The organism is Candidatus Eremiobacteraceae bacterium, assembly GCA_035295225.1.
Taxonomy (GTDB): domain Bacteria; phylum Vulcanimicrobiota; class Vulcanimicrobiia; order Eremiobacterales; family Eremiobacteraceae; genus JABCYQ01.
In genome coordinates this window covers 23,810-46,383 of the sequence record DATGJI010000022.1, presented here as the reverse complement: position 1 = coordinate 46,383, position 22,574 = coordinate 23,810, and the positions used below count along the sequence as shown (strand labels likewise).

Annotated in this window: 20 protein-coding genes and 1 tRNA gene; 4 read left to right on the top strand and 17 right to left on the bottom strand. The window is 63.3% G+C overall.

Annotation, left to right across the window (positions count from 1 at the left end):
* Positions 1–302 precede the first annotated feature (302 nt).
* The 10 genes from VKT51_02975 to VKT51_02930 form a co-directional block, all read right to left on the bottom strand.
* On the bottom strand, positions 303–485 hold the full coding sequence (locus VKT51_02975; protein HLJ83125.1) for a hypothetical protein: 183 nt from the start codon (positions 483–485) through the stop codon (positions 303–305).
* A gap of 9 nt (positions 486–494) precedes the next feature.
* A complete protein-coding gene (locus VKT51_02970) occupies positions 495–695 on the bottom strand; it encodes a hypothetical protein (GenBank protein HLJ83124.1) in 201 nt (66 codons plus the stop codon).
* An 11-nt stretch (positions 696–706) separates the two neighbouring features.
* A complete protein-coding gene (locus VKT51_02965) occupies positions 707–1,303 on the bottom strand; it encodes a heme-copper oxidase subunit III (GenBank protein ID HLJ83123.1) in 597 nt (198 codons plus the stop codon).
* Positions 1,304–1,323: 20 nt separating this feature from the next.
* Positions 1,324–2,982: a cytochrome c oxidase subunit I gene (gene ctaD, locus VKT51_02960; GenBank protein ID HLJ83122.1), complete on the bottom strand. Its 1,659-nt coding sequence runs from the start codon at positions 2,980–2,982 to the stop codon at positions 1,324–1,326.
* A 19-nt stretch (positions 2,983–3,001) separates the two neighbouring features.
* Entirely contained in the window at positions 3,002–4,087 is a 1,086-nt protein-coding gene (coxB, locus tag VKT51_02955; GenBank protein HLJ83121.1) for a cytochrome c oxidase subunit II, read from the bottom strand.
* A gap of 113 nt (positions 4,088–4,200) precedes the next feature.
* Positions 4,201–4,285 (bottom strand) — tRNA-Leu (locus VKT51_02950).
* Positions 4,286–4,325: 40 nt separating this feature from the next.
* Positions 4,326–6,308 (bottom strand): S9 family peptidase, encoded by a 1,983-nt coding sequence (locus VKT51_02945; protein ID HLJ83120.1) that lies wholly within the window; start codon positions 6,306–6,308, stop codon positions 4,326–4,328.
* Positions 6,308–7,780, bottom strand: a complete 1,473-nt coding sequence (locus tag VKT51_02940) for an MFS transporter (protein ID HLJ83119.1) — start codon at positions 7,778–7,780, stop codon at positions 6,308–6,310. The genes VKT51_02945 and VKT51_02940 overlap by 1 nt, the downstream gene beginning before the upstream one ends.
* Positions 7,781–8,653, bottom strand: coding sequence for a heme o synthase (locus VKT51_02935; protein HLJ83118.1), 873 nt, complete (start codon positions 8,651–8,653; stop codon positions 7,781–7,783). It abuts the gene before it with no gap.
* Positions 8,650–9,546: a COX15/CtaA family protein gene (locus tag VKT51_02930; GenBank protein HLJ83117.1), complete on the bottom strand. Its 897-nt coding sequence runs from the start codon at positions 9,544–9,546 to the stop codon at positions 8,650–8,652. Before VKT51_02930 ends, VKT51_02935 begins: the two co-directional genes overlap by 4 nt.
* Positions 9,547–9,746: 200 nt before the next feature.
* Between VKT51_02930 and aroA the strand changes: the two genes are divergently transcribed.
* The gene (aroA, locus tag VKT51_02925; protein HLJ83116.1) at positions 9,747–11,042 is read left to right on the top strand and encodes a 3-phosphoshikimate 1-carboxyvinyltransferase; all 1,296 of its coding nucleotides are present in this window, start codon (positions 9,747–9,749) and stop codon (positions 11,040–11,042) included.
* On the opposite strand, the gene VKT51_02920 is transcribed toward aroA, so the two are convergent.
* On the bottom strand, positions 11,039–11,389 hold the full coding sequence (locus VKT51_02920) for a hypothetical protein (GenBank protein ID HLJ83115.1): 351 nt from the start codon (positions 11,387–11,389) through the stop codon (positions 11,039–11,041). The genes aroA and VKT51_02920 overlap by 4 nt on opposite strands.
* On the opposite strand from VKT51_02920, the gene VKT51_02915 reads away from it, so the two are divergent.
* Positions 11,390–11,584 (top strand): hypothetical protein, encoded by a 195-nt coding sequence (locus VKT51_02915; GenBank protein HLJ83114.1) that lies wholly within the window; start codon positions 11,390–11,392, stop codon positions 11,582–11,584.
* Positions 11,585–11,761: 177 nt separating this feature from the next.
* Here the strand turns inward: VKT51_02915 and VKT51_02910 are convergent, their stop codons facing one another.
* Positions 11,762–12,307, bottom strand: coding sequence for an SRPBCC family protein (locus VKT51_02910; protein HLJ83113.1), 546 nt, complete (start codon positions 12,305–12,307; stop codon positions 11,762–11,764).
* Between the two features lie 142 nt (positions 12,308–12,449).
* Here VKT51_02910 and VKT51_02905 point away from each other — a divergent pair, with 142 nt between their 5' ends.
* Positions 12,450–12,899 (top strand): NUDIX domain-containing protein, encoded by a 450-nt coding sequence (locus tag VKT51_02905; GenBank protein HLJ83112.1) that lies wholly within the window; start codon positions 12,450–12,452, stop codon positions 12,897–12,899.
* A gap of 39 nt (positions 12,900–12,938) precedes the next feature.
* Here the strand turns inward: VKT51_02905 and ftsZ are convergent, their stop codons facing one another.
* The 5 genes from ftsZ to VKT51_02880 all read right to left on the bottom strand — a co-directional run bounded on the left by ftsZ (position 12,939) and on the right by VKT51_02880 (position 20,604).
* Positions 12,939–14,000: a cell division protein FtsZ gene (gene ftsZ, locus VKT51_02900; protein HLJ83111.1), complete on the bottom strand. Its 1,062-nt coding sequence runs from the start codon at positions 13,998–14,000 to the stop codon at positions 12,939–12,941.
* Positions 14,001–14,067: 67 nt separating this feature from the next.
* Complete coding sequence (gene ftsA, locus VKT51_02895; protein HLJ83110.1) at positions 14,068–15,294, bottom strand: cell division protein FtsA; 1,227 nt, start codon at positions 15,292–15,294, stop codon at positions 14,068–14,070.
* Between the two features lie 132 nt (positions 15,295–15,426).
* Positions 15,427–16,173 carry an FtsQ-type POTRA domain-containing protein gene (locus tag VKT51_02890; GenBank protein HLJ83109.1) on the bottom strand — a complete coding sequence of 249 codons (747 nt, stop codon included), beginning with the start codon at positions 16,171–16,173 and terminating at the stop codon, positions 15,427–15,429.
* Between the two features lie 37 nt (positions 16,174–16,210).
* Positions 16,211–17,044: a Cof-type HAD-IIB family hydrolase gene (locus VKT51_02885; protein HLJ83108.1), complete on the bottom strand. Its 834-nt coding sequence runs from the start codon at positions 17,042–17,044 to the stop codon at positions 16,211–16,213.
* On the bottom strand, positions 17,041–20,604 hold the full coding sequence (locus VKT51_02880) for a DNA polymerase III subunit alpha (GenBank protein HLJ83107.1): 3,564 nt from the start codon (positions 20,602–20,604) through the stop codon (positions 17,041–17,043). Before VKT51_02880 ends, VKT51_02885 begins: the two co-directional genes overlap by 4 nt.
* 283 nt (positions 20,605–20,887) lie before the next feature.
* Here VKT51_02880 and VKT51_02875 point away from each other — a divergent pair, with 283 nt between their 5' ends.
* Positions 20,888–22,567 carry an FAD-binding protein gene (locus VKT51_02875; protein ID HLJ83106.1) on the top strand — a complete coding sequence of 560 codons (1,680 nt, stop codon included), beginning with the start codon at positions 20,888–20,890 and terminating at the stop codon, positions 22,565–22,567.
* Positions 22,568–22,574 lie beyond the last annotated feature (7 nt).

Below are 22,574 nucleotides of genomic sequence, written 5' to 3'. Positions count from 1 at the left end.
GTCGATGTCTGCGCCGGGGACGCGGCGGAACATCGGGATAGTTTAGCTCCGCCGCTCGACTTCGGCGGCTCTCGCCGCCTCAGACGCCCCGGCTATCGACATCGACCGCTGATGCCCTACGCGCGAGCCGCCCGATGACGTCCGCGCGGCATGTCCAAGCGAGGCGTTGAACGAGGAGCGGAGCCATGGATGGCGAGAGCGACGAAGTGAACCGAGCGACAGAGCGAGCCGGATGCGAGCGAAGGAGCGTCCTCGCTGGACATGCCGCGCGGCGGGGTAGTAGGGCGGCTGGCGTCGGGCCCTCAGTTATGGAGTTGGATCTTTGCCGAATCCGATGCCGGCCAGATGTGAAACTCCTTGGAATTGAACGCGGAAATCGCACCCATGAATAAGATCAAGAGAACACCGATCGCGAAGAAGATCTGCACCGTCACGGGCATGCCCCGGCTCTGTGGGATATCGCCATGCATCCAATCGTCCGCCATGCCGTTCTCCTATGCTATGCCGTGCAGGACACGCGTCGCCACGAGGATCACGATGCAGCAGCCAAGAGCCAGCAAACCCAACATGATCTTCGCCACATGATCGTCGAGCCCGGTCTTCGGCCACTCGAGCTTCAACGACCAGAGCGCGGCGGTTCCCACGACGATTGCGCCGACGAGAGCGATGGTCCGTTCGATGGCGGCTGCGTCCACGTCGTTCTCCTTTAGCGCCACACGTAGAGTATGCTGAACAACGCCACCCAGATCACGTCGACGAAGTGCCAATACAGCGACGCCGCGGTGAGACCGAAATAGCGAGTCTTCGTGTACGTGCCCGAGAGCGTCTGGTTCAGCACCACGACGAGGAAGCAGACGCCGATCAAAACGTGGAAACCGTGGAGCCCCGTCAGTGAGAAGAACGAGGATCCGTAGATGCTCGTCGTCCACATGGTGTTCTCATGGATGAGGTTGGTATACTCGATCGCTTGGCCGCCCAAGAACATCGAACCGAGCAGGATCGTGGCCATCATCCACCAGTAGAATCGCAGATGTTTGTCGTGCTTGAAAGATTCCATCGCGAAGTGCATCGTGGCACCGCTTCCGAACAGCACGATCGAGTTCACGCCGGCCATGTACAGGTCTGCCGGTGTCACGCCCGCGGGCGGCCATACCGGCGCCGCGCTTCGCAAATACAGATACGTGAAGATGAACGACGAAAATATGATGCAGTCGCTGATCAGGAAAAAAAGAAACCCGAGCAGCCGGTGATCCCGCTGTTCTTCGTACTGCGCGTCGTCAAGTGTGAGCGCGTGACTCGCCATCGTGCCTGTGCTCTTCTCCTTTAGAACCGAGGAACCGCAGCGAGATACTCGGGCGCCACTTCGCGATATGGCAGCGGTTGGCCATAGTCATAGGGCGCGGCGAGCACGATCGGTATGCGGTCGAAATTGTAGTACGGCGGAGGCGACGGTATCATCCATTCGAGCGTGCGCGCACCCCATGGGTTCGGACCCGCGAGCTCGCCGCGTCTCGCGCTGCGAAGCGCGTTATAGGCAAAGATCAGCATGGATGCGCCGAGCACGAACGCCGAGATCGAGATGAACAGATTTGTATCGCCGTAGACCGGATCGTACGTTGCGACGCGGCGCGGCATGCCGAACAATCCGATCCAGTGCATGGGCAAAAAGGTGGCGTTGAAGCTGATGAACATCGTCCAAAAATGCAGCTTCGCCAATCCCTCATCGAGCATGCGGCCCGTCATCTTGGGCCACCAATAATATAGGCCCGCGAATATCCCGAACACGCTGCCGCCGAACAACACGTAATGAAGATGGGCGACGACGAAATAGGTCGCGTGCTCGTGGATATCCGCCGGCACGGACGCCAAGAATATCCCTGTGATGCCGCCGAACGTGAACGTGCTCAGGAAGCCGAGGACGAAGAGCAGCGGCGATGCCAACCGGATCTTCCCGGCCCACAGCGTGGCCACCCAGCTGAACACCTTGACCCCGGTCGGTACGGCGATCGCCATGGTCAAGATCATGAACGGCAACTGGACCCACTGCGCGAGGCCGCTCGTGAACATGTGGTGCGCCCAGACCATGAACGACATCAATCCGATCGCGGTGGACGAATAGGCGATGGCCTTGTATCCGAAGATCGGCCTTCTCGCAAATGTCGGAATGATCTCCGATATGATGCCGAAGGCCGGCAAGACCATGATGTAGACGGCAGGGTGCGAGTAGAACCAGAAAACGTGTTGCCAGACGACTGGACTGCCGCCGCGCGACGGATCGTAGTACGGCACGTTGAACGTGCGTTCTATGAAGAGCGCCAGCAGGGCCGCGGACAGGTTCGCCGTTGCGATGAACGACAAGAACGCCGTGACCGCCGTGGCCCACACGAAGAGAGGCATACGCGTCCACGTCATGCCGGGCGCGCGCATCTTGATGATGGTGACCAAGAAGTTTAGTCCGGTGATCGTGCTCGACACACCCACGAGAAAGATGGCCGCGCACCACATGCTCGTTCCGGCCGGTTCTTGCAGGCTGATCGGGGGGTATTCGGTCCAACCGGCTTCTGGCGCTCCGAGGAGAAAACTTCCGAAGAGCAGGATGCCGGCCGGCGGGAACAGCCAGAAGCTGAACATGTTGAGCCACGGGAACGCGACGTCGCGAGCGCCGATCTGCAGCGGCATGATCAAGTTGCCGAACGCGCCCGTCAGCACCGGAATGATGACGAGCCACACCATCGCCGACCCGTGCACGCTGTACGCCTGATTGTACATCGTCACGCTCAGCACGTGATTGTTAGGGCCGGCGAGCTGCGCACGCATGAGCTCCGCGAGCAACCCGGCCAAGACGAAGAACAACCCGGTGGTGATGAAATACTGCACCGCGATCACTTTGTGATCGAAGCTGAACACGTATTTCTGGACGAACGTCTCCGGCGGCGGATGGATGTGGTCGCTCGTTGCGTGGGAGACTTCGACGACAGCCATGTACTTTAGTTCGTCCTCTTCATTTGTGAAGCGTCTTCAAGTAGGCTATGAGATTTGCGATGTCCGTGCTCGATAATCCGTTGGCCTGCATGTTCGGCATCGATCCCATGCTGCCCGTGTACCCCTTTTCCAAAATCTCGGCCACATCGGCGGGGTTAGCCTTCTTCGCGTCGACGAGCGTCGGGTGTTGCGGATCGTCGAAAATATCTGCCAGGCCCGGCCCGACTTTGCGCTGGTCGAACGGCGCCGCATTGTGACATACTGAGCACTTCTGTTGGAAAAGCGCTTGGCCGGCGCCGGCATCGCCGGTCGCGACGTTGATGCGCGGACCGCCGCTCGCACCCTGCTTCTGTTGCGCCGCGAACCAGGCGTCGAATTCCGCTTGCGAGACGATGTGAACGCTCCCCCACATATGCGAATGCCCGACCCCGCAGAACTCGGTGCAGATGATTCGGTACGTTCCGGGGCGATTGGGCGTGAAATGAATCGGCACGACCATGCCCGGCACCATGTCTTGTTTGATGCGGAATTCCGGAACCCAGAAGGAATGGATGACCGCGTCATCTGCGCGCGCTTCGGCCGACGTTATGTCGATGGTGACGGGGACGTTTATCGGAAGATAGAGATCGTTGTAGACCGATTGCGTGAGCCCAGGGTAGCGAAATTCGTAATCCCACTTGTGGCCGATCGCTTCCATCGTGACGGTTGCCGCCTGCGCGCCGTAGTATTTCGGCAGCACATTGTAGCTCAGCAGACCGAGCGCCAGCATGAGCGCCGCCGGAATGATGGTCCACCACGTCTCCAGACCGGCATGATCGTGGATCGGCGAGCCGGTCGCCTGAATCGAATCCGACGCCCGCTTGCGGTATCGGACCACGAAATAGATGATGAAACCGTTCACGTAGACGAGGATCGGCACGCTGAAGAACGCCATGAACTTGAACAGCCAATCGATGTCGGCGGCCTGCTGCGCGGCTTCCTTCAGATAGTCTTCAATAGGAAATACGACAATGCCCCACATCCCGAGGGCGCTGATGATTCCCATGACGATGACGGCTCGCCAAAAGCCGCCATCTAACTTGTTCTGATCCTGATCGTGACTCAAAGCTGCCGCTCTCTCTTCTCTCTCTTCGAACGCGCTCGTGCCGCGAACGTTATACGAGGCACGCGGTCACACCTCGGATTGCGAGTCGAAACGCCTGTTGAAATTGTCGCACTTGCCGAAGGTGGGAATCGAACCCACATGAGGGGTTGCCTCGCGCGATTTTGAGTCGCGTGCGTCTGCCAGTTCCGCCACTTCGGCCGAAGGAGTGTCAACGTATTCGCAGGCGCCCCTCAATACCCTAGTGCGCATACTTCGTCAGCCACTCGACCCAGCGCCGGTAGACATCGGACACGAGAACGGGGTCATCCGGGAAATGCGACTGCACCGGGTATGCGACGAACTGCACGGTCACGCCGTAGTCGGCCAGCGCGTGGTACATCATATACGAGTTCACGATCGGCACGTTCGCGTCGCCCGTATCGGCGAGGATCAGCGTGGGCGCCTTGACGTACTTCGCGTAGGTGAGCGGCGATTGTTCGATCCACATCGCCGCGGTTTTCGGATCGTACGGGCCGCCGCCGAAGAAATCTTGCGCGTCACCTCGCTGATACCAGGCGATCGTGTAGTCGAGCGGATAGTAGTCGAGTGCCGCTCCTTCTATCGCAGCCTTCCAGACCGGGTAGTGACCGCTCAGCCAAGAGGTCATGTATCCGCCGTAGGACCAGCCGGAGACCGATAGGCGGGTAGAATCCACAAATCCCAACCGCTCCACCGCTGCCACGCCGGCCATGACGTCCTTTCCAGGCCCGTCACCGCCGTCGCGATAGATCGCGTGCTGATACGCATCGCCGAGATTCGTGCTGCCGCGGTAGTTCGGCTGGAACACGACGAAGCCGCCGGCGGCCAAGAGCTGATCGAGCTCATCGAATGCAAGGCCGTCAGCGCCTTGAGGGCCGCCGTGTACGTTGACGACCATCGGATACCGCCTCGATGGTGAAAATCCCGGGGGCGTCGTCAAGATGCCATCTTCGGCAAATCCGTTCGGCCCCTTCCAGGTGATCTCTCGCATCGCACCAAGCGTGAGCGACGCGATCGGAGCGTTCAGCGCGGTCAATTTCCGCGGACGCGCACCTGCCGAAGAAAGGTAGTACAGTTCGACGGGATCGCGTGGTGTGGTCCCGACGAACGCTACCGCGCCGTTTGATGCCACGTCGGCATCGTTGCCGAAAACGACGTCGCCCAGATCTACCTTTCGAACACTCCCGCTCGACGATGCGAACCACAGCGAGACGCGCGGGCCGTCGTCGCCGCTCGCATAGAGCCCGCCGCCGGCTGCCGGCTGCCAGCGGTACCAATCGATGTTGCGGTCCACGGCCGGCATCAAGAGACGGCCGGCGCCGCCGCGGACCGGCATCGCGACGAGAGACGCATCGCTGTTGAACGTGCCGTGTCGATACCACTGCACGGCGAGCCGCGTGCCGTCGGGCGAGTACTCCGGCCCAACATCAAACGCGCGCTGGCCGGGCACGTCGCGTGTAGCGCCGGTTTTGGCGTCCACGAGTGCCACCGTCGCGGGATCGCTATCGCCGTACACAGCGTTCGGAAGGCGTGTGATCGCGATCGTCCGGCCATCCGGCGACCACGAGAACCCCGAACCCGCGCCGCCGTCGAGCGACGAGATGCTCCAGGTGCCGCTCGTCAGGCGCTTGCTCCAAGAGCCGTCGGGGGCGGCCAGCCAAAGATGCGACGGCGGCGAGCTCGATTTGATCATGTAATCGTTGTCACCGACGTCGAATGCATCGAGATGCGTCGTAGACGAATCGTTATCGGGCACGTCGCGCGTGACGAATGCGATGCGCGCGCCGTCCGGACGCCACGCGAACTGCTCGACGTCGTCGTGAGACTTGGTGACTTGGACGGCGTCGCCGCCGGCCATCGGCATCGCGTAGATCTGCGCCGTGCCGTCGGCGTCATCCGCGATGAATGCGATCCGGTCGCCGGATGGCGACCAGAGCGGTGACGAAACGCCTTCCCGATCGCGCGTCAGCGTGCGCTGCGCGCCGCTCGCCACGTCGAACAGCACGAGCGAGTCGTCCCGCCGGTCCTGCGACCAATTCACGCGGGCGACGACGGCGGCGATCTGAGCGCCGTTCGGAGAGAGAACAGGATTGGAGATGTCGACAACACGGCGCATATCGGTCAGCTCGAACGGACGCGCGACCGCCGGAGCGCCAAACGCGATCATGATGGCGAGACAGAACGCGCCGTTACGGACATTCATTAAGGATGCATTCCTCGGACAAATTCCACGCCACGGCTTCGGTTGTCCGGAGAGCCGGTTCTTTCCTCGACGTCGTCCGGCTCCGGCAGTGTCGCCGCAAGCGCCGCACAGAGTGCCGCGACAATCGCGCACGCATAAAGCGCCGCACGCATCGCGTCGATCGCGTCGCCGCTCCTCCAGTGCGCGAGGAACGTGCCGATGAGGGCCGGTGCTGTGATCGCTCCCGACGTCGCAAGCATGCTTGCAACGCCGGTCGCCGATCCCGCGCGATCGCGTTTCACATAACGCAAGAGCAGCGCATTCGGCGGCGCGGATGCAAGACCGAGACCGATGCCTCCTACAGCCATCGCGATGATCGCGATGAGCATCGACGTCGAGATCGCGAGCCAAAATACGCCGAGCGCGACGACGCACGCAGCGCAGACCAGGAGTGCGCGAAAATTCACACGCGATATCAGCGCTCCGCCGGCGATCGCGCTCGCCACATAGGCGGCGGCCAGGGCAAACAACGCCACGCCGGCCTGTTCGGGCGACGCGTTATAGCGCATGATGAGGAATGTGGCCGAATAGATGGTCAGCGTGAAGCTCGGTACGCCGAAGCCAAGCGCGATCCAATATACGAGTGCTGGTCCGCGCGAAGCGAAGAGCGCCGGATCGATCACCGGCGCGCGGCTGCGACGCTCTACGATGACGAACAAGGCGGCCAACGCAATCGTCGCGGCGATACCCCACGCCCCGATTCCGTCGGGATTCGTCGCGGCGACCATCAATGCTGCGGCGATGGCGACGATGAGCGCGATGCCGGAAGGGTCGTTACCGCGTGGTCGGAGGTCTGCGCGAGGGCGATCGCCCGGCAGGGAGCGTGCCAGCGCGGCGGCAGCGATCGCGAGCAGCACGTTCAGCCAGAAGACGAGGTGCCACGGAAAACCGCGCAGGTCATCCGAGATCCAACCCGTCGTCCGCGGTGCGAGGGCGACCGCAGCGGCCACGAGCCCGCCGCCGCAGAGCGCGCCGGCCATCGTGCCGAGTCCGAATGCGCCGTAGAGCGCGCCGATCGCGCCGCCCTGGCGCTGCGGCTCGAGCCGGCTCGCGATGATCGCGGTTGCAACCGGTTGGATTCCACCCGCACCGAGCGCCTGGACGATGCGGCCGATGATCAGCAATGGAAGCGATGTGGCAAGGGCGCTCGCGAGCGATCCCGCGCCGAACAGCGCTATGCACACGAAGAAAATGCGTTTTCTGCCGCGCTCGTCCGCCAAACGGCCCATGATCGGCTGGGCTATCAGAGAACCGGTCGCGTACGTGGCGACGATCCAGCCGACTTGCGCAAGCGTCGCTCCGAGCGATGTCGCGATGCCCGGCAGAAGCGGACCGAGCATCGTCAGCGGCAGAGCCCGCGCGAAGACGCCGAAGAGGAGCGGCCGCATGAGCGGTGCGCGCGCCTGCGTCGCGGCGCGGGCCGCGTCGCTCATCTAAAGGCCTGGTCCGTGGCCGAACCGGTCCGCCGCCATCGCGACGAAAAGCAGCGCGAGGTAGAGCATCGAGAAGCGATACATGAGGCCCTCGCTCTGTCGTGACCCCGTCCTCGCGACCCAGACGGCAAAGGCGAAAAAGATAGCGTCCAATACGAGGGCGCAGGCCAGATACAGAAGCCCCATCACGTGCATCGGCACAAGGATCAGCGTGATGACGGTCAACGCCGCGGTATAGAGCAATATCTGTTTCTTCGTCTCGGCATCGCCGCGCACCGACGGCAGCATCGGAATCCCGACGCGCGCGTACTCGTCCTTCTTCATCAGCGCGAGCGCCCAGAAATGGGGCGGAGTCCAGACGAAGACGATGAGGAAAAGGAGCAACGCTGTGAGGCCGAGATGATTGGTCACGGCTGCCCACCCGACGACCGGCGGAATGGCGCCCGCCGCACCGCCGATGACGATATTATTCGGCGTCGAGCGCTTGAGCCACATCGTATAGACGAAGACATAGTAAAGGATACCGATCGCCGACAGAGTTGCTGCGAGGATGTTCACGGTCACGCTGAGTTCGACAAACGCGCAGATGCCGAGGATGATCCCGAAGACGAGCGCATTTCGCGGGGCTATGCGGCCGCTGGGAATAGGTCGCTTCATCGTGCGCTTCATCACCGCATCGATATCGCGATCGAAATACATGTTGATCGCCGCCGATGAGGCGGATGCCAGCGCGCCGCCGAGCAGCGTCCACAACGCCAGACCTATCGTCGGCCAACCGCCGACCGCCATCATCATGGCGGTGAACGTCGTGAACAACAGCAGCGACATCACGTTCGGCTTGGTGAGGCCGAGATAGTCGCGAATCGTGTTCATGCGAGCACCGGCCTACGTAAAGCGCCGTACGTCAGCAGCACGAGCGACCCGGCAAGCAACGCGCCGTTCGCCTCATGCGCGACGCGCACGAGGGGGTCGAGTCGCGTTGCGACCGCGCCGACGCCGAGCGCCACTTGGAGAATGACGAGCGCAAAGGCGGCGGAGGACAGTGCCTTGATGCTGCGCGGCGTCCAGCTTCCGATCTGCGCCGCGATGAACGTCACGGTCACCGCGATCGCGGTGGCGTACGCGGCAAAACGATGATCCATGTGGATCATTTGCGCGGCGCTCGCGGCTCCGGCCCACCCGTTGCACAGCGGAAATCCGATGCAGGCAAGGCCGTCATTCGCCGCGCTCATGAGTCCGGCTGCGAAGATCGCGGCGAACGCCAATACCGTGGTGAGCAGTGCGAGCGTCGCAAAGCTCGCCGGTGCTTTCTGCATGCCCTCGCGTTCGCTCATGGCGGCGGGCGTCTGCGATGCGAGGACCGCCACGACGAGTAGGCTTATGAATGTCAGGAAACCGAGCACGAGGTGGATCGCGACGCTGGGCGGGTTGTTGTGCAGGACGATCGTCAGCGCCCCGGCGCCGATCTGCGCGACGATCAGCCCGAGGCTGCCGCACGAAACGGCGAATGCCGCGGGCGCTTGCTTGCGCGCGATGAGCGCTGTCACGAACGTCGCGATGATGATCGCGGTGACCGCGAGCGCACCCAGTCGGTGCGACCATTCGTACAACGTCGGATTGTTGAGCGCGGGCAGCCAGCTTCCTTGGCACCGCGGCCAATCCGGACAGGTCATACCCGCGCCATTGACGCGCACGACCGCTCCCCAGACCACCAGGGCAAAAGCCATGATGGCGGAGACGAGGCTGACGCGTCTCAGTGCGACCAACGTGACGTGACCTTTCGATTAACTAACCGCAAGGGGCAAGCGCTGCTTGCCCGCGCTTTTCGTTTGCGTTGGGGTACGCGTACCCGTTCTCCTGTCCCGTCGTTTTCTGCGCGCGCCGCCCCGTGGATTCCGGTCGTGCGACTATAGTCGGCCGGCGTCGTAAAGGTGGCGTGCGCGGGAGACGCGCATCGAGATTTGAGATGAGCGTTCTTCGATTGGGCGCGCCCACCGCTTTTGGTAAGAACTTCCGCGTGCCGGGCGACAAATCGATCTCGCATCGCGCCGTGATGTTGGCGGCCGGCGCGCGCGGCACGACGACGATCCGCGGCCTCAATCGAGGAGAGGATGTGGCGGCTACCATCGCCGCGATGCGCTCGGTCGGCGCTGCCATTGAAGAAAGCGCGGACGTTGTTCGCGTCACCGGCCGACCGTTTGCACGCGAAGCCGGGAACGTCGACTGCGGCAATTCCGGCACGACCATCCGCCTCGCCATGGGACTGCTCGCCGGGCGCACCACGTGCACGCTTGACGGCGACGTCAGCCTTCGCCGCCGGCCGATGGAACGAGCGGCGCAACCCCTCCGCTTGATGGGCGCTGCGATCGAGACGACCGCCGGAACTCCGCCAGTCCGGATCACGCGCTCTGAGGGGCGATTGCGCGGAATCGACTACCGTCTGCCGATCGCGTCGGCTCAAGTGAAGTCGGCATTGCTCTTGGCCGGTCTTCGGGCCGGCGGCGCGACGACCGTGCAAAGCCCGCACCCGTCACGCGACCATACGGAGCGGATGCTTTCCGCGATGGGTGTGAAGATCGACTCGCGAGGGGACACCGTGCGAATCGAACCGGGCGAACTGACGGCGATCGAAGAGCTCCTCATTCCGGGCGATCTCTCCGCCGCCGTCTACTTCATCACCGTCATCGCGATGTCGTCGCGCGCGAACGCCGATCTTATCGATGTCGGCGTCAATCCTTCGCGCGTCGCCGCACTCGATGTGATGCGGCGGATGGGCGTCGAGTTCGCAACGCTCGACGAGGAAATTCTCTCCAATGAACCGCGAGCGCATATCTCGGTGGCCGGCGGCGCGCCGCTGCGTTCTGTCCAGATCGGCGCCGACGATGTGCCGAACTGCATCGATGAGATCCCGGCGCTCTGCGCCCTTGCTGCGCTCGCCGGCGTACGCCTCGAGGTTCGCGGCGCCGCCGAATTGCGCGTCAAGGAATCCGACCGCATCGCCGCAACCGCCGGACTTCTGCGCGCCTTTGGCGCTCGCGTCGACGAGCTCGACGACGGTCTCATCGTAGGTGAAGGTCGTTCGCTGCGCGCGCCGGGGCGCGTCGGCACGCTCGGCGATCACCGGATCGGACTCACGGCAGCGACTCTCGCAGCAGCCCTGGCTTCGCCGATCGAGATCGATGACGCCGATTGCATCGCGACGTCGTTCCCATCGTTCGCCGCGCATTGGTCCGCCGCGTTCGGCTGCCGGATCGAGCGTTAGATCTCTTGCGTGGGGCCGCGCAGCGTCGGCACGAACACGTCCAGCAAGTCTTCGATGCTTTTCGCGATAGCACTCACGAAACCGGCGTATGCAGCGACAGCGCCGAGCGATTCACCGATTGTTCGAAACGCCTCGCCGAGTTTGCGCATGGCGTCGGTCAAGTTCTGGGCTGCGTGGCCCATCTGAGCGCCTGAGGCTTCTGCTGAACGCAGCGTGGCGAACAGCGGATGCTCGGCGAGCTGCCCGATCGCCGCCGCCAGCACCGATAATCTTCTCGCGAAGGCGAGAGCGGCGAGTGTCATGCTGACCACGCTTATCAGCGCGCAAATCCAGAAGAACGCGATCACTTGTCGCTCTTGGGAGCCGGCGTAGACGTGGATTCCGACTTCTTTGCCGGCGCCGGCTTGGAGTCCGATGATGAGGAGGAGGCTGCGCCGGAATCGCTCAACGGCGAAGGCGTTGACGACGTCTCGCCAGCCTTGGATTCTGTCGACTTGCTGCCGTCGGATGCAGGCGCCGGCTTCACGCCGCTCTTCGCGTAGTCTGTCTTGTGGAATCCGCTGCCTTTGAACACGACCCCGATCGGATGAAAGACCCTGACGAGTTCTCCGCCGCAGGCCGGGCACTTTGTCGGCCGCTCATCGTTGTAACCGTGTTCGATCTCGTGAGTGGTACCGCACGACTTGCAGCGGTATTCGTAAACGGGCATACGCGGCGCGCTATGCCACCTGGACTGGTTCGGCGACGACTGAAACTCGGTGTTCGTCTGCCAGCGGCCTATCCATATCGTGCGTCGAGCCCGTCCGAACTTGTGCGATGTCGGCAGCGTCGTCAAGCGCGCCGCGCACGTGGATCAACGATTCCCGAACCGCGCGCCGCACCATGGGCCGGACGAAAAGTGCATCCCAGATCTCTGGAAAAACTCCGCCGAACACCGGATAACCAACGGCGAGCGACAAGCGCGACATCGCTCCGCGCTGCTCGAAGCGGAAGTCGATGCGACGGGCTGCGGAAAGATCGCTCTCAAACGACAAGAACGCATTCCCGACGTGCCGCGTCACCTCGAAGATCTCTTGGCGGCGCCGCTTGCCGGCTGCCATGCAGATGCGCAATTCCGAACCGAGATGGATCTTCTCTTCGTCAAGCGGATGAACGTTCACGACAAACGCGAGCCACATCGGCCAGCGCGCCGTGTCGCTCACGAATTCGTACGCCTGCTCGACCGGTACTCTCAGATCGACATGATCTTGGCAGACCGACTTCATCCACTATCCTCCTTACGCCGCCGGATCACGGGCAAAGGCCACGGTGACGATGGCGCGAAGTCATCAAGTCCTCCGTTCAATTGGAATCGCGAAGTGAAAAACCTCCTCGCGAGCCCCGCGCGAACTGGAAAGTGATCGCCGCATGCCTCGAATCCGCGTCGCTGCGCTTGCAGTGCGTGGCGATGAAATACTTCTCGCGCGTCACGTCAAAGACGAAACGACGAGTTATCTGCTTCCTGGCGGCGGACTCGATGACGGTGAGAACGCGCACGCCGCGCTCGCTCGCGAGATGCGAGAGGAAGCGTCGGTGAACAGCGTGATCGGCGATCTGCGCTATGTCATCGAGGTGCTAGCACCGGACCGTTCACGGCATCTCATTCAGCTCGTCTTCGACGTGCGCATCGACCGGGACATCGGAGATTCTGCCGATCCGCGCGTCGCGCGCTGCGAATGGCATCCTGTCGCCGCGCTTCTTTCCTTGCCGATGCACCCCGCTATCGGCGCGATCATCGCAGACGATCTTGCGCGTGCGGAGCAATCGCGGTGCAGATATGTCCTTGCGGAATGGGTAGAGAAGAAAAGGGCCGACTAGCGTCGGCCCCTTCGGCGTGGTCGAGCGATGCTCGCCGTACTACTTGTTGTAGCGCAGGAACGCCGGGACTTCGATCTCGTCCATGTTGATCGGCTTGACCTTCTCCATATCCCCGACGCCGAGGACGCGCTGCCGTTCGCGAGCGCGCGAGCCGAACCCGGTGGCGAGCACCGTCACGCGGACCTCGTTCCCAAGTTTCTCGTCGATCGTGGCGCCGAATATGACCTCGGCATCCGGATCCACGGACTTCGCGATCGCATCGGCCGCTTCGTTGACTTCGTACATCGAGAGATCCGGGCCGCCGTAGATGTTGAAGATGACGCCGCGAGCGCCGTCGATCGTGGCTTCGAGCAGCGGGCTCGAGACGGCTTTTTGCGCGGCATCCGCAGCACGCCGCTCGCCTGTCCCGATGCCGATGCCCATGAGGGCTGAGCCCGCATCGGTCATGACCCGTCGCACGTCGGCGAAGTCGAGATTGATCAAGCCCGGATTGGTGATGAGGTCCGTGATGCCTTGGATGCCCTGGCGCAAGACGTCATCGGCCGAACGGAACGCTTCGATCAGCGGCGTCCGCTTCTCGATGATCGACAGCAGCCGATCGTTCGGGATGACGATCAGCGTGTCGACTTTCTGTTCGAGTTCGGCTATCCCGCGTTCGGCGATCTGCGCACGCTTGCGCAATTCGAACCCGAACGGCTTGGTCACGACGCCGACCGTCAGCGCTCCGGCGGCGCGGGCGAGCTCGGCGACGATCGGCGCAGCGCCCGTGCCGGTCCCGCCGCCCATTCCGGCGGTGATGAACACGAGGTCCGTGCCCTCGACCAGCATGGCCAGGTCTTCTTTGGATTCTTCCGCCGCCTGCCGCCCGATCTCCGGATCCGCGCCGGCGCCAAGTCCGCGCGTGAGATTCTGGCCGATCTGCACGCGATTTTCCGTGCGCGAATTCTTGAGGGCTTGGATGTCGCAGTTGACCGCGAAGAATTCGGCGCCGTTGATGCCTGCGTCAACCATTCGGTTTATGGCGTTGCAACCGCCGCCTCCGACGCCGATCACTTTGATGTTCGCCATATGTTCGGGCACGTAGCGACGTTGTTCGGTCATGAGACTCTCCTTCTGCCGGACGAGGCCGGTCTGCAACTTGTCGTGGCCGGCGCGGCGTGAGCCGCGCTCAGCTCAAATGCTCTCGCCACCATTTAGCTATGCGCCCTCCCATGCCATGACCGCCTGAGCGCGAAGGCGCAGCGCCCGCATCCGATCGAGCTCCGAAGAGCACGAGTCCGACCGCGGTCGCGTATGCCGGGTGTTTTATCGTCTCCGTCAGCCCGCCGACGTGCATGGGCACGCCGACACGTGACGGCAAATCGAAAAAGTCGGCAGCGAGCGAATCGAGCCCGGCTAGCTCGCCGCCGCCTCCCGTGAGCACGAGTTCGGCGAGCATGACCTCCGCCGGACAATTCTGCGCCAAGTTGGCGCGTACGAGTTTGAAGATCTCGGTCATGCGCGCGACGATGATCTGGCGCAGAAACGATTTCGACGCCGCCCGCGACGTGCGCCCCGACAGGGCTTTGACTTCGAAGGTCTCATCGCCCAGATCGAGCGCAAGGTTCGCCGTGCCGTACGCGTGCTTGATATTCTCCGCCTCTTGAAAACTGGTCTTCAACCCGAGCGCTATGTCGTTCGTGACGATATTGCCGCCGACCGGCACGGTCCAGGTGTGGTACACACCGCCGCCCCAGTAGACGGCGACGTCTGTCGTGCCCCCGCCGATATCCAGCAGCACGACGCCCGCGTTCCTCTCCTCCGGCAGAAGAACGGCTGCGCCGGCAGCGAGCGGCTCGAACACGATTGCGGTCGGCTCGATGCCTGCTCGATGCACGCATTTCAAGACGTTCGCGACGAACGACGTGCCCGCGGTGACGACGTGGGTGTCGACTTCGAGACGCGACCCGGACATGCCGACCGGATCGGTGATCCCGTTCTGACCATCCACGGAATACTCGCGCGGAAGCGTGTGGATGATCTGACGTTCGGCCGGCAGCGTGATGATCGTGCTGGCATCCACGACTCGCTTGACATCTCCCGCTGCGACTTCGCGCTCATCGCTGCCGACCGCGACGATGCCGTGCGCGTTCTGGGAGCGGACGTGTTCGCCCGTGATGCCGACGAACGCAGATTCGATATGCGTGCCGGCCATGCGCTCGGCGCTCTCGGTGGCCGCTTCGATCGACCGCACCGTCTCTTCGAGGTCGGTGACCACGCCTTTTCGCAGACCGAGCGACGGCGCGACGCCGAATCCGATGATATCCATCGCACCATCGCGCCCGATGCTCGCGATCACCGCGGCTGTCTTGGTCGTGCCGATATCCAATCCGGCAACCACGTCGCTACGAGCCAATGACGACCCCTAAAATTGTCCACAGCCTGTGGATAGATTCCCGGCAAGAACGCAACGAGCGACCGTGTGAGGTCGCCGCTTCATCCGCGAATTGCAATTCCAACTGCGACGGGACTTCCCTCTTTGCGTCTGTCACTTGAAAAGCACCGTCGGTGCGCGCAGACTGCGGACGTCGACGTAGCGCACGTCTCGCGGCCGGTTGATCTTTTTCTCGATCGACAAGAACAACGCGATCTTGCGCGCAAGATCATCGGGCGCTCCGAACAAGACGTGGATGCCGCTCGCGCTCTGCGCCGCGATGCCGGTCACGTCGTCCAGCTGCACGCTGACGACGGCCAGTCCGCCCGCTTGCAAGGATTGCAGCGCGCGGAGCGCCGGAGCGGCGGCTGTGGCGTGGAGATCGGCCCCTGGCCGAACGGCGTTGGAGCTGAGGCTGTTGACGGTGAGGGTTGGTAACTGGAGGTCGCGTGGGTCCGGCGGCCCGACTGCAAGGACGCGCAGCCGCTCGTCGAGCAGCGCCTCGCTTGCGCTTGGTTCCTCGCCGCCCCCAGACGGCAGGACAAGTCGAGCCACAGGCACCCGCTCGACGATATCGATCGCGACGTGATTCGGCCACGTGCGCCGGACGACGGTCGTACCCACCCAGGGCAGCGCTTCGATGCGGTTCTTCGCGCCGGCCACGTCGAGCAGCCAGATGTTCTGACCCACTGGAAATGCCGCGGCAGAAATCACGTCCTCCGGCGCCGATCTGTCGCAACCGGTGACATTGACCGCGACGAGGGCTAAACGCGGATCTTGCGACGCGCGCACGGCCGCATAACCAATGCCGACCACGATTGCCACGATCAAGAGCGGGCCGAGGATGCGAGCTGCAAGCACACGCGGTCGCGGCCGCGGCCGTCGAGCGGCAGATCGCTTACGGGATGCCACAGGCATCCGCATCGCACAGCGCGTCGATAGCGTCGGCGACGCCGATGCCTTGAGCGCCGACCATTCGCGCGGCGGCCTGACGCGCGGCCGCGGTCGCGCCCGCCACCGCGAACGACGCGCCCGCGATCCGCAGCATCGGCGCATCGTTGTCCGAGTCCCCGATCGCCGCCGTCTCCGCGAGCGAAATCCCCAGGCTCTCAGCGATCGAGCGTAGAGCGCTTCCTTTATCCGCACGGGAATCGGTGACTTCGAGATAGGTCGGCTGGCTCTTCATCACGTTCGCTTCGTGCGCGCCGAGAACGTCGGAGAGCCGGACGACATCGCGCTCGACGTCTGCCGCAGCGCCGATGCCCAAGACTTTGAGGAGCGTGCCTGAGGCGCGCCCCGGTTCGACGAGCAGCGATCGCAGGTCCGGCACGATCGTGGGTTCGATGCGCGATCGGCGCAAGTACTCTTCGGTACGTTCGTCGACGCTGTCCACGAAGAGCGTATCGCCGAAGTAGAGTTGAGTCTGGTAGCCGCCATCTTTCATGAAGTCGTAGGCGCGTATCGCGGTTTTCGCGGCGAGCGGCCACGACCGTGTGAGGCCTCCCGTCTGCAGATCGTAGATCGCGGCGCCTTGCAGGCATGCGAGCGGTCCTCGAAGTCCAATATCATCTGCAAAGCGCCTGGACGCACTAAAAAGACGGCCGGTGACAAGGCATACCTTTATGCCGCCGCTTATCGCGCGGCGGATCGCCGCGCGATCCCTGGTCGAGATCGTCAGGTCGTCGCCGACAAGCGTTCCGTCGAGGTCGATCGCGATCAATCGGGCGTTCAACGCGGCTCCGCTTCCCAGACGTTGTCGAAGCCGAAGACGGCGGCAAGTTCGTCACGCAGTGCGCCGGTGATGACGACCGACGTCTTCAACGATCGCGTATCGCCTCGCGCTCCGGCGTGCAGGACGATCTTGCCGTCGCCCGCGCGCGCCGCAGTCACGATGTCTCGAAGACGGCCCAGCCGCTGCGCGTCCTCGGGTTCCCCGTTCAGACGCACGTTCAGCATCGCGATCGGCGAGATGACCGGCGGTTGTACCGTCAGAGGCTCGGCCGCGGGCTGACGCACCGCTTCTTCGCGTCGCGCGAGCCTTTCGCGTGCCACGGCCGGAGCGCTCGCGAGCGGCCACGCTTCCATCACCTGTAACGTCAGATCTTTCCGCTCGTCCTCCGCTGCCGCCGCCGGATCCGCCGCGTCTTGCGCGAGGCCGACGGTCCGGCCCGGTCCGTTCGGACGCCGCTCCTTCACTCGCGCCTTCACGACGATAATGGCTTCGTCCGCGAACACCGGCGACAGTTGTGCATACCATTTGGGGAAGACGACGGCTTCGATCGTGCCGGTCTGATCCTCCAGCACTCCAACGAGCATCTGCCCGCCTGCTTTTGTGACGACGCGTCGCGCCGATGTCACGACGCCGCCCACGCTCACGATCTCGTCCTCGGGCAAGTCGCGCACCTCCCGGATGGTGCACGTCGCGCGCGTGGCGAGCTGTGCCGCTTTATCGGCGAGCGGATGCCCCGACAGGTAGAGGCCGATCGCTTCTTTCTCTTGCGCGAGCCGCAGCTGCATCGGCACGTCGGGCATCTCTGGGAGCGGCGGAGGCGGAAGGTCGGAGCCAGCGGACGTGAAGAGCGAGGTCTGGCCAAGGGCGCGCTCCTCGCTGAGCTTCTGGCCGTAATCGAGGGCGGCATCCAGCGCTGCGAGCTTCTGCGCGCGGTTGCCCGGAAGGCCGTCGAGCGCGCCGGCTTTCACGAGCCCTTCGAGCACGCGGCGGTTGACGATGCGGCAATCGAGACGCGTGCAGAGATCCGCGAGCGACGTGAGCGGTCCGCTCGAGCGGCGTTCGAGCAGCTCTTCGATTGCCGCGCCGCCGACGTTGCGAACGGCGGCCAATCCAAATCGGATCGCGCCGCTCACAACGGTGAAGTCGGTGCCGCTTTCGTTGACGTCGGGTGGCAGGATGCGCAGTCCCGAGCGAGCGCATTCGGCGAGATACTCAACGAGTTTGTCGGTGTTGCCCTTCACTGACGTCAGGAGCGCCGCCATAAACGCAAGGGGATGATTCGCTTTGAGCCACGCCGTGCGGTACGCGAGCAGCCCGTAGCAGACTGAGTGCGCTTTCGGGAAGCCGTATCCGGCGAACGGCTCGATGAACTGCCAAATGCGAACCGCGAGCGGCGCATCGATGCCGTGCGCCACGCAGCCGTCCACGAACTTGGCGCGCTCTTTGGGGATCTGCTCTTTTATCTTCTTGCCGATGACCTTGCGCAGTTGATCGGCTTCGCCGGCCGTGTAGCCCGCCAGGTCGCGGCAGATCTGCATGATCTGTTCCTGGTACACGGCGACGGCGTACGTCTCCGCGAGTATGGGCTCGAGCTTCGGATGGAGGTAGGCGATCTTACGGCGGCCGTGTTTGCCTGCGATGAAGTCGCCGATCCAGTTCATCGGTCCAGGACGGTAGAGAGCCACCATCGCGATGACGTCCTCGATCCGGGTCGGTTTGAGCTCGGCGATGTAGCGCCGCATGCCGGCGCTCTCGAGCTGGAAAACGCCGCTCGTCTGCCCTGCAGACAACAGCGCGTAGGTCTTTTCGTCGTCGAGCGGGATGCCCTCGAGCGTGAAGGCGGGGTCGGCGGTGCGGCGGATCTCCTGCGCAGCGGACTCCATCACGGTCAGCGTGCGCAGTCCGAGGAAGTCCATCTTCAGCAGGCCGACCTTTTCAACCCACTCCATGGAATACTGCGTGTTGACGTCATCGTCGCCGAGCTTGACGAGCGGCGCAAAATCAGTCACCGGGCCGGGCGCGATGACGACGCCGGCCGCATGGGTCGAGGCATGACGCGCGAGCCCTTCGACGCGCATCGCCGTGTCCAGCAGGCCGCGTGCTTGCGCATCGCGCTGGTAGATCGCGCTCAGGTCCGGCACCTGATCGATCGCCTGTTGGATGCTCACCGGATTGGCCGGCACGTTCGGGATCAGCTTCGCGATGCGGTCCACATCGGCGAGCGGCACGCCCATGACGCGGCCGACGTCGCGCACCGCCGCGCGAGCCGCCATGGTGCCGAAGGTGACGATCTGAGCGACGCGGTCCACACCATACTTCTCGGTGACGTACTTGATGACTTCGCCGCGCCGTTCGAAACAAAAATCCGTATCGATGTCGGGCATCGAGATCCGCTCTGGATTCAAGAATCGCTCGAAGAAAAGGTTGTAACGCAGCGGATCGATGTCGGCGATGCGCAGCGCGAACGCCACGATGCTGCCTGCGGCGGAGCCCCGGCCGGGCCCGACCGGTATCCCGCGCTCGCGAGCGTAGCGGATAAAATCCCAGACGATCAGGAAGTACGAAGCGTACCCCATGCGCTCGATGATGCCCAGCTCGTATTCCATGCGCTCGATGTGCGCCGGCGTTGGGTCGCCGTAGCGTTCGCGCAACCCGGTCGCGCAGAGCGAGCGCAAGTACGCGCGATCGTCGCCGAAGTCTTTCGGCACGTCGAACGAGGGCAGCGCGAACGTTTTCGTCTCGAGATCGATGTCCACCATGTCGGCGATCGCGAGCGTTGCGTCGCAAGCTTCCGGCGCATCCGCCATGAGCTCGCGCATCTCTTCCGACGATTTGAAGTAGAAATCGTCGCCCTCGAACTTCAACCGGTCGGTATCGGCGACCATCTTCCCGGTACCGATGCACAGCAGGACGTCATGCGCGGCGCTGTCGGACTTGCGCAGGTAATGAAAGTCGTTCGTCGCGACGGAGCGGACGTCCAATTCTTGCCCGAGCCGCAGCAAATGGGAGCGGACCTTGTCCTCGAGCGGATTGTGATGATGATGCAGCTCGAGGAAGAACCGCTCTGCGAATATCGCCTTATAGTCGGCTATCAGCGCGCGCGCCGCATCGACCTCATCGTGCATCAGCTTCTGTTGGATTCCGCCGCCGAGACATCCCGAGAGCACGATCAATCCCTGGCTGTGCTTCGCCAACAACTCGAGATCCACGCGCGGCTTGTAGTAGTAGCCATCCATGAAGCCCGCGGAGACCAGCTTCATCAGATTTCGATAGCCGCGCGCGTCCTGCGCCAGTACGGTGAGATGATACTCGTCGCGGACGGAGCGATCGCGATGGCCGCGCGGTGCCACGTACATCTCGCAGCCCAGAATCGGTTTGACGCCCTTGGCTTTTGCCTCGAAGTAGAACTCCATGGCTCCGTACAGCACACCGTGGTCGGTCAACGCCACTGCCGGCATGCCGAATTCGGCCGCGGTCGCGACGATGTCGGGGATCCGGCATGCGCCATCCAGCAGCGAATACTCGCTGTGAACGTGCAAATGGACGAAGTTCTTGGCCAACCCTCACCTGGAACGAGGACGAACGTACGTTTGGAGCGTATTTCCGCCATCATTCGCTTCGACCTTGTGGATTCGCTTGTGGGCTTGTTGTGCACACGCTGTCGATAAGGCGAAGAATCTGTGCATCAACATCGCGATGTCGCCGCCGAACGCATCGTGCGACAAAAGTTGTACGTCCGAGGCCCGGTCCAGGGGCGTTCCGAAGCGAACTCGAAAATCGAAGCACCCTTGGCCTCGCGCCATTTGCACCGAGCTATACTAAGGAAGACAGCGAAAGCGATCCATGCTCCAGCACGACATCCTCGTCGTCGGCGGTGGCCTCGCCGGCATGCGCGCCGCGGTGGAAGCGGCCGAACTCGGCCTCGACGTGGGCATGCTTTCGAAGATCCACCCGGTCCGCAGCCACAGCGGTGCTGCTCAAGGCGGCATCAATGCCGCCCTCGGCAATCGCGAAGACGACACGACCGAAGCGCACGCCTTTGACACGGTCAAGGGTTCCGACTATATCGGCGACCAGGACGCCATCGAGCTCTTCGCCGACGAAGCCCCGCAGGCGATCATCTGGCTCGAGCACATGGGATGCATCTTCTCCCGCATGGACGATGGCCGGATCGCCCAGCGCCCATTCGGCGGCGCATCGTTCCCGCGCACGTGCTACTGCGCGGACGTCACGGGCCTCGTCATTCTGCACACGCTGTGGGAACAGTGCCAGCGCCTCAACGTGAAAGTCTACGAGGAATGGTTCGCCACCGCGCTCTCCGTCCAAAATGGCGTCGGCTCGGGCGTGGTAGCGTTGAACGTCACCAACGGCTCCATCGAAGCGATCCGCGCCAAAGCCACGATCTTCGCCACCGGCGGAGCCGGCCGCTCGTATTACAAGACCACCAATGGTTTATCCAGCACGGGCGACGGCATGTCCATGGCCTACCGCGCCGGTATCCCGCTGCTCGACATGGAGTTCGTGCAATTCCACCCGACGACGCTCAAGAGCAATGGCGTGCTCATGACTGAAGGCGCGCGCGGCGAAGGCGCCTATCTGATCAACGCGCTCGGCGAGCGGTTCATGTTCAAATATGCCCCGACGAAAGGCGAACTCGCCTCGCGCGATGTCGTGTCGCGCGCCGAGCAGACCGAGATCAACGAAGGGCGCGGCGTTGACGGCTGCGTCTTCCTCGACTTGCGGCACTTGGGCAAGCAGAAGATCATGGAGCGCTTGCCGCAGATCCGCGAACTTGCGCTCGATGCCACGGGCATCGATGCGATCGACGAACCCGTGCCGATCACGCCCGGCATGCACTACTGGATGGGCGGCATCCAGACGGACAAGCATGGAGCCACACCGGTGCCCGGCGTCTACGCGGCAGGCGAATGCGCGTGCGTCTCCGTGCACGGCGCGAATCGCCTGGGCGGCAATTCATTGCTCGAGACCATCGTCTTCGGCAAGCTGGCGGCGCGTCATGCGGCCGACTACGCAGCGCGCATGTCGGCGCCCGATTTCAACGTGCGGCAGCTCGAATCAGAACGATCGCGTATCGGCGCGATGCTTGCGAACAAGGGTGGCGAACGCGTCAACGTCGTCCGCGATGAGATGGGCAAGGCGATGATGGAAGGCGCAGGCATCTATCGCCTCCCAGCTTCCATCCAGGTGGGTATCGACCGGATCCGCGAGCTCAAGCAACGCTACAAACAGATCTCGCTGGACGATAAAGGCCCCGTCTTCAACACCGATCTCACCGGCCTGCTCGAGCTGGGTTTCTTGCTCGACGTCGCAGAAACGACGTTGGCCGGAGCGCTTCGCCGCGAGGAAAGCCGCGGCGCACACACGCGACTGGATTTTCCCGAACGCGACGACGAGAAATGGATGAAACACACGCAAGCACGATTCCGCCCGGATGCGGACCCCGAACTCGGCGACAAGCAAGTCACGGTCACGAAATGGCAACCGCAGGCGCGGGTCTATTAGGGAAACT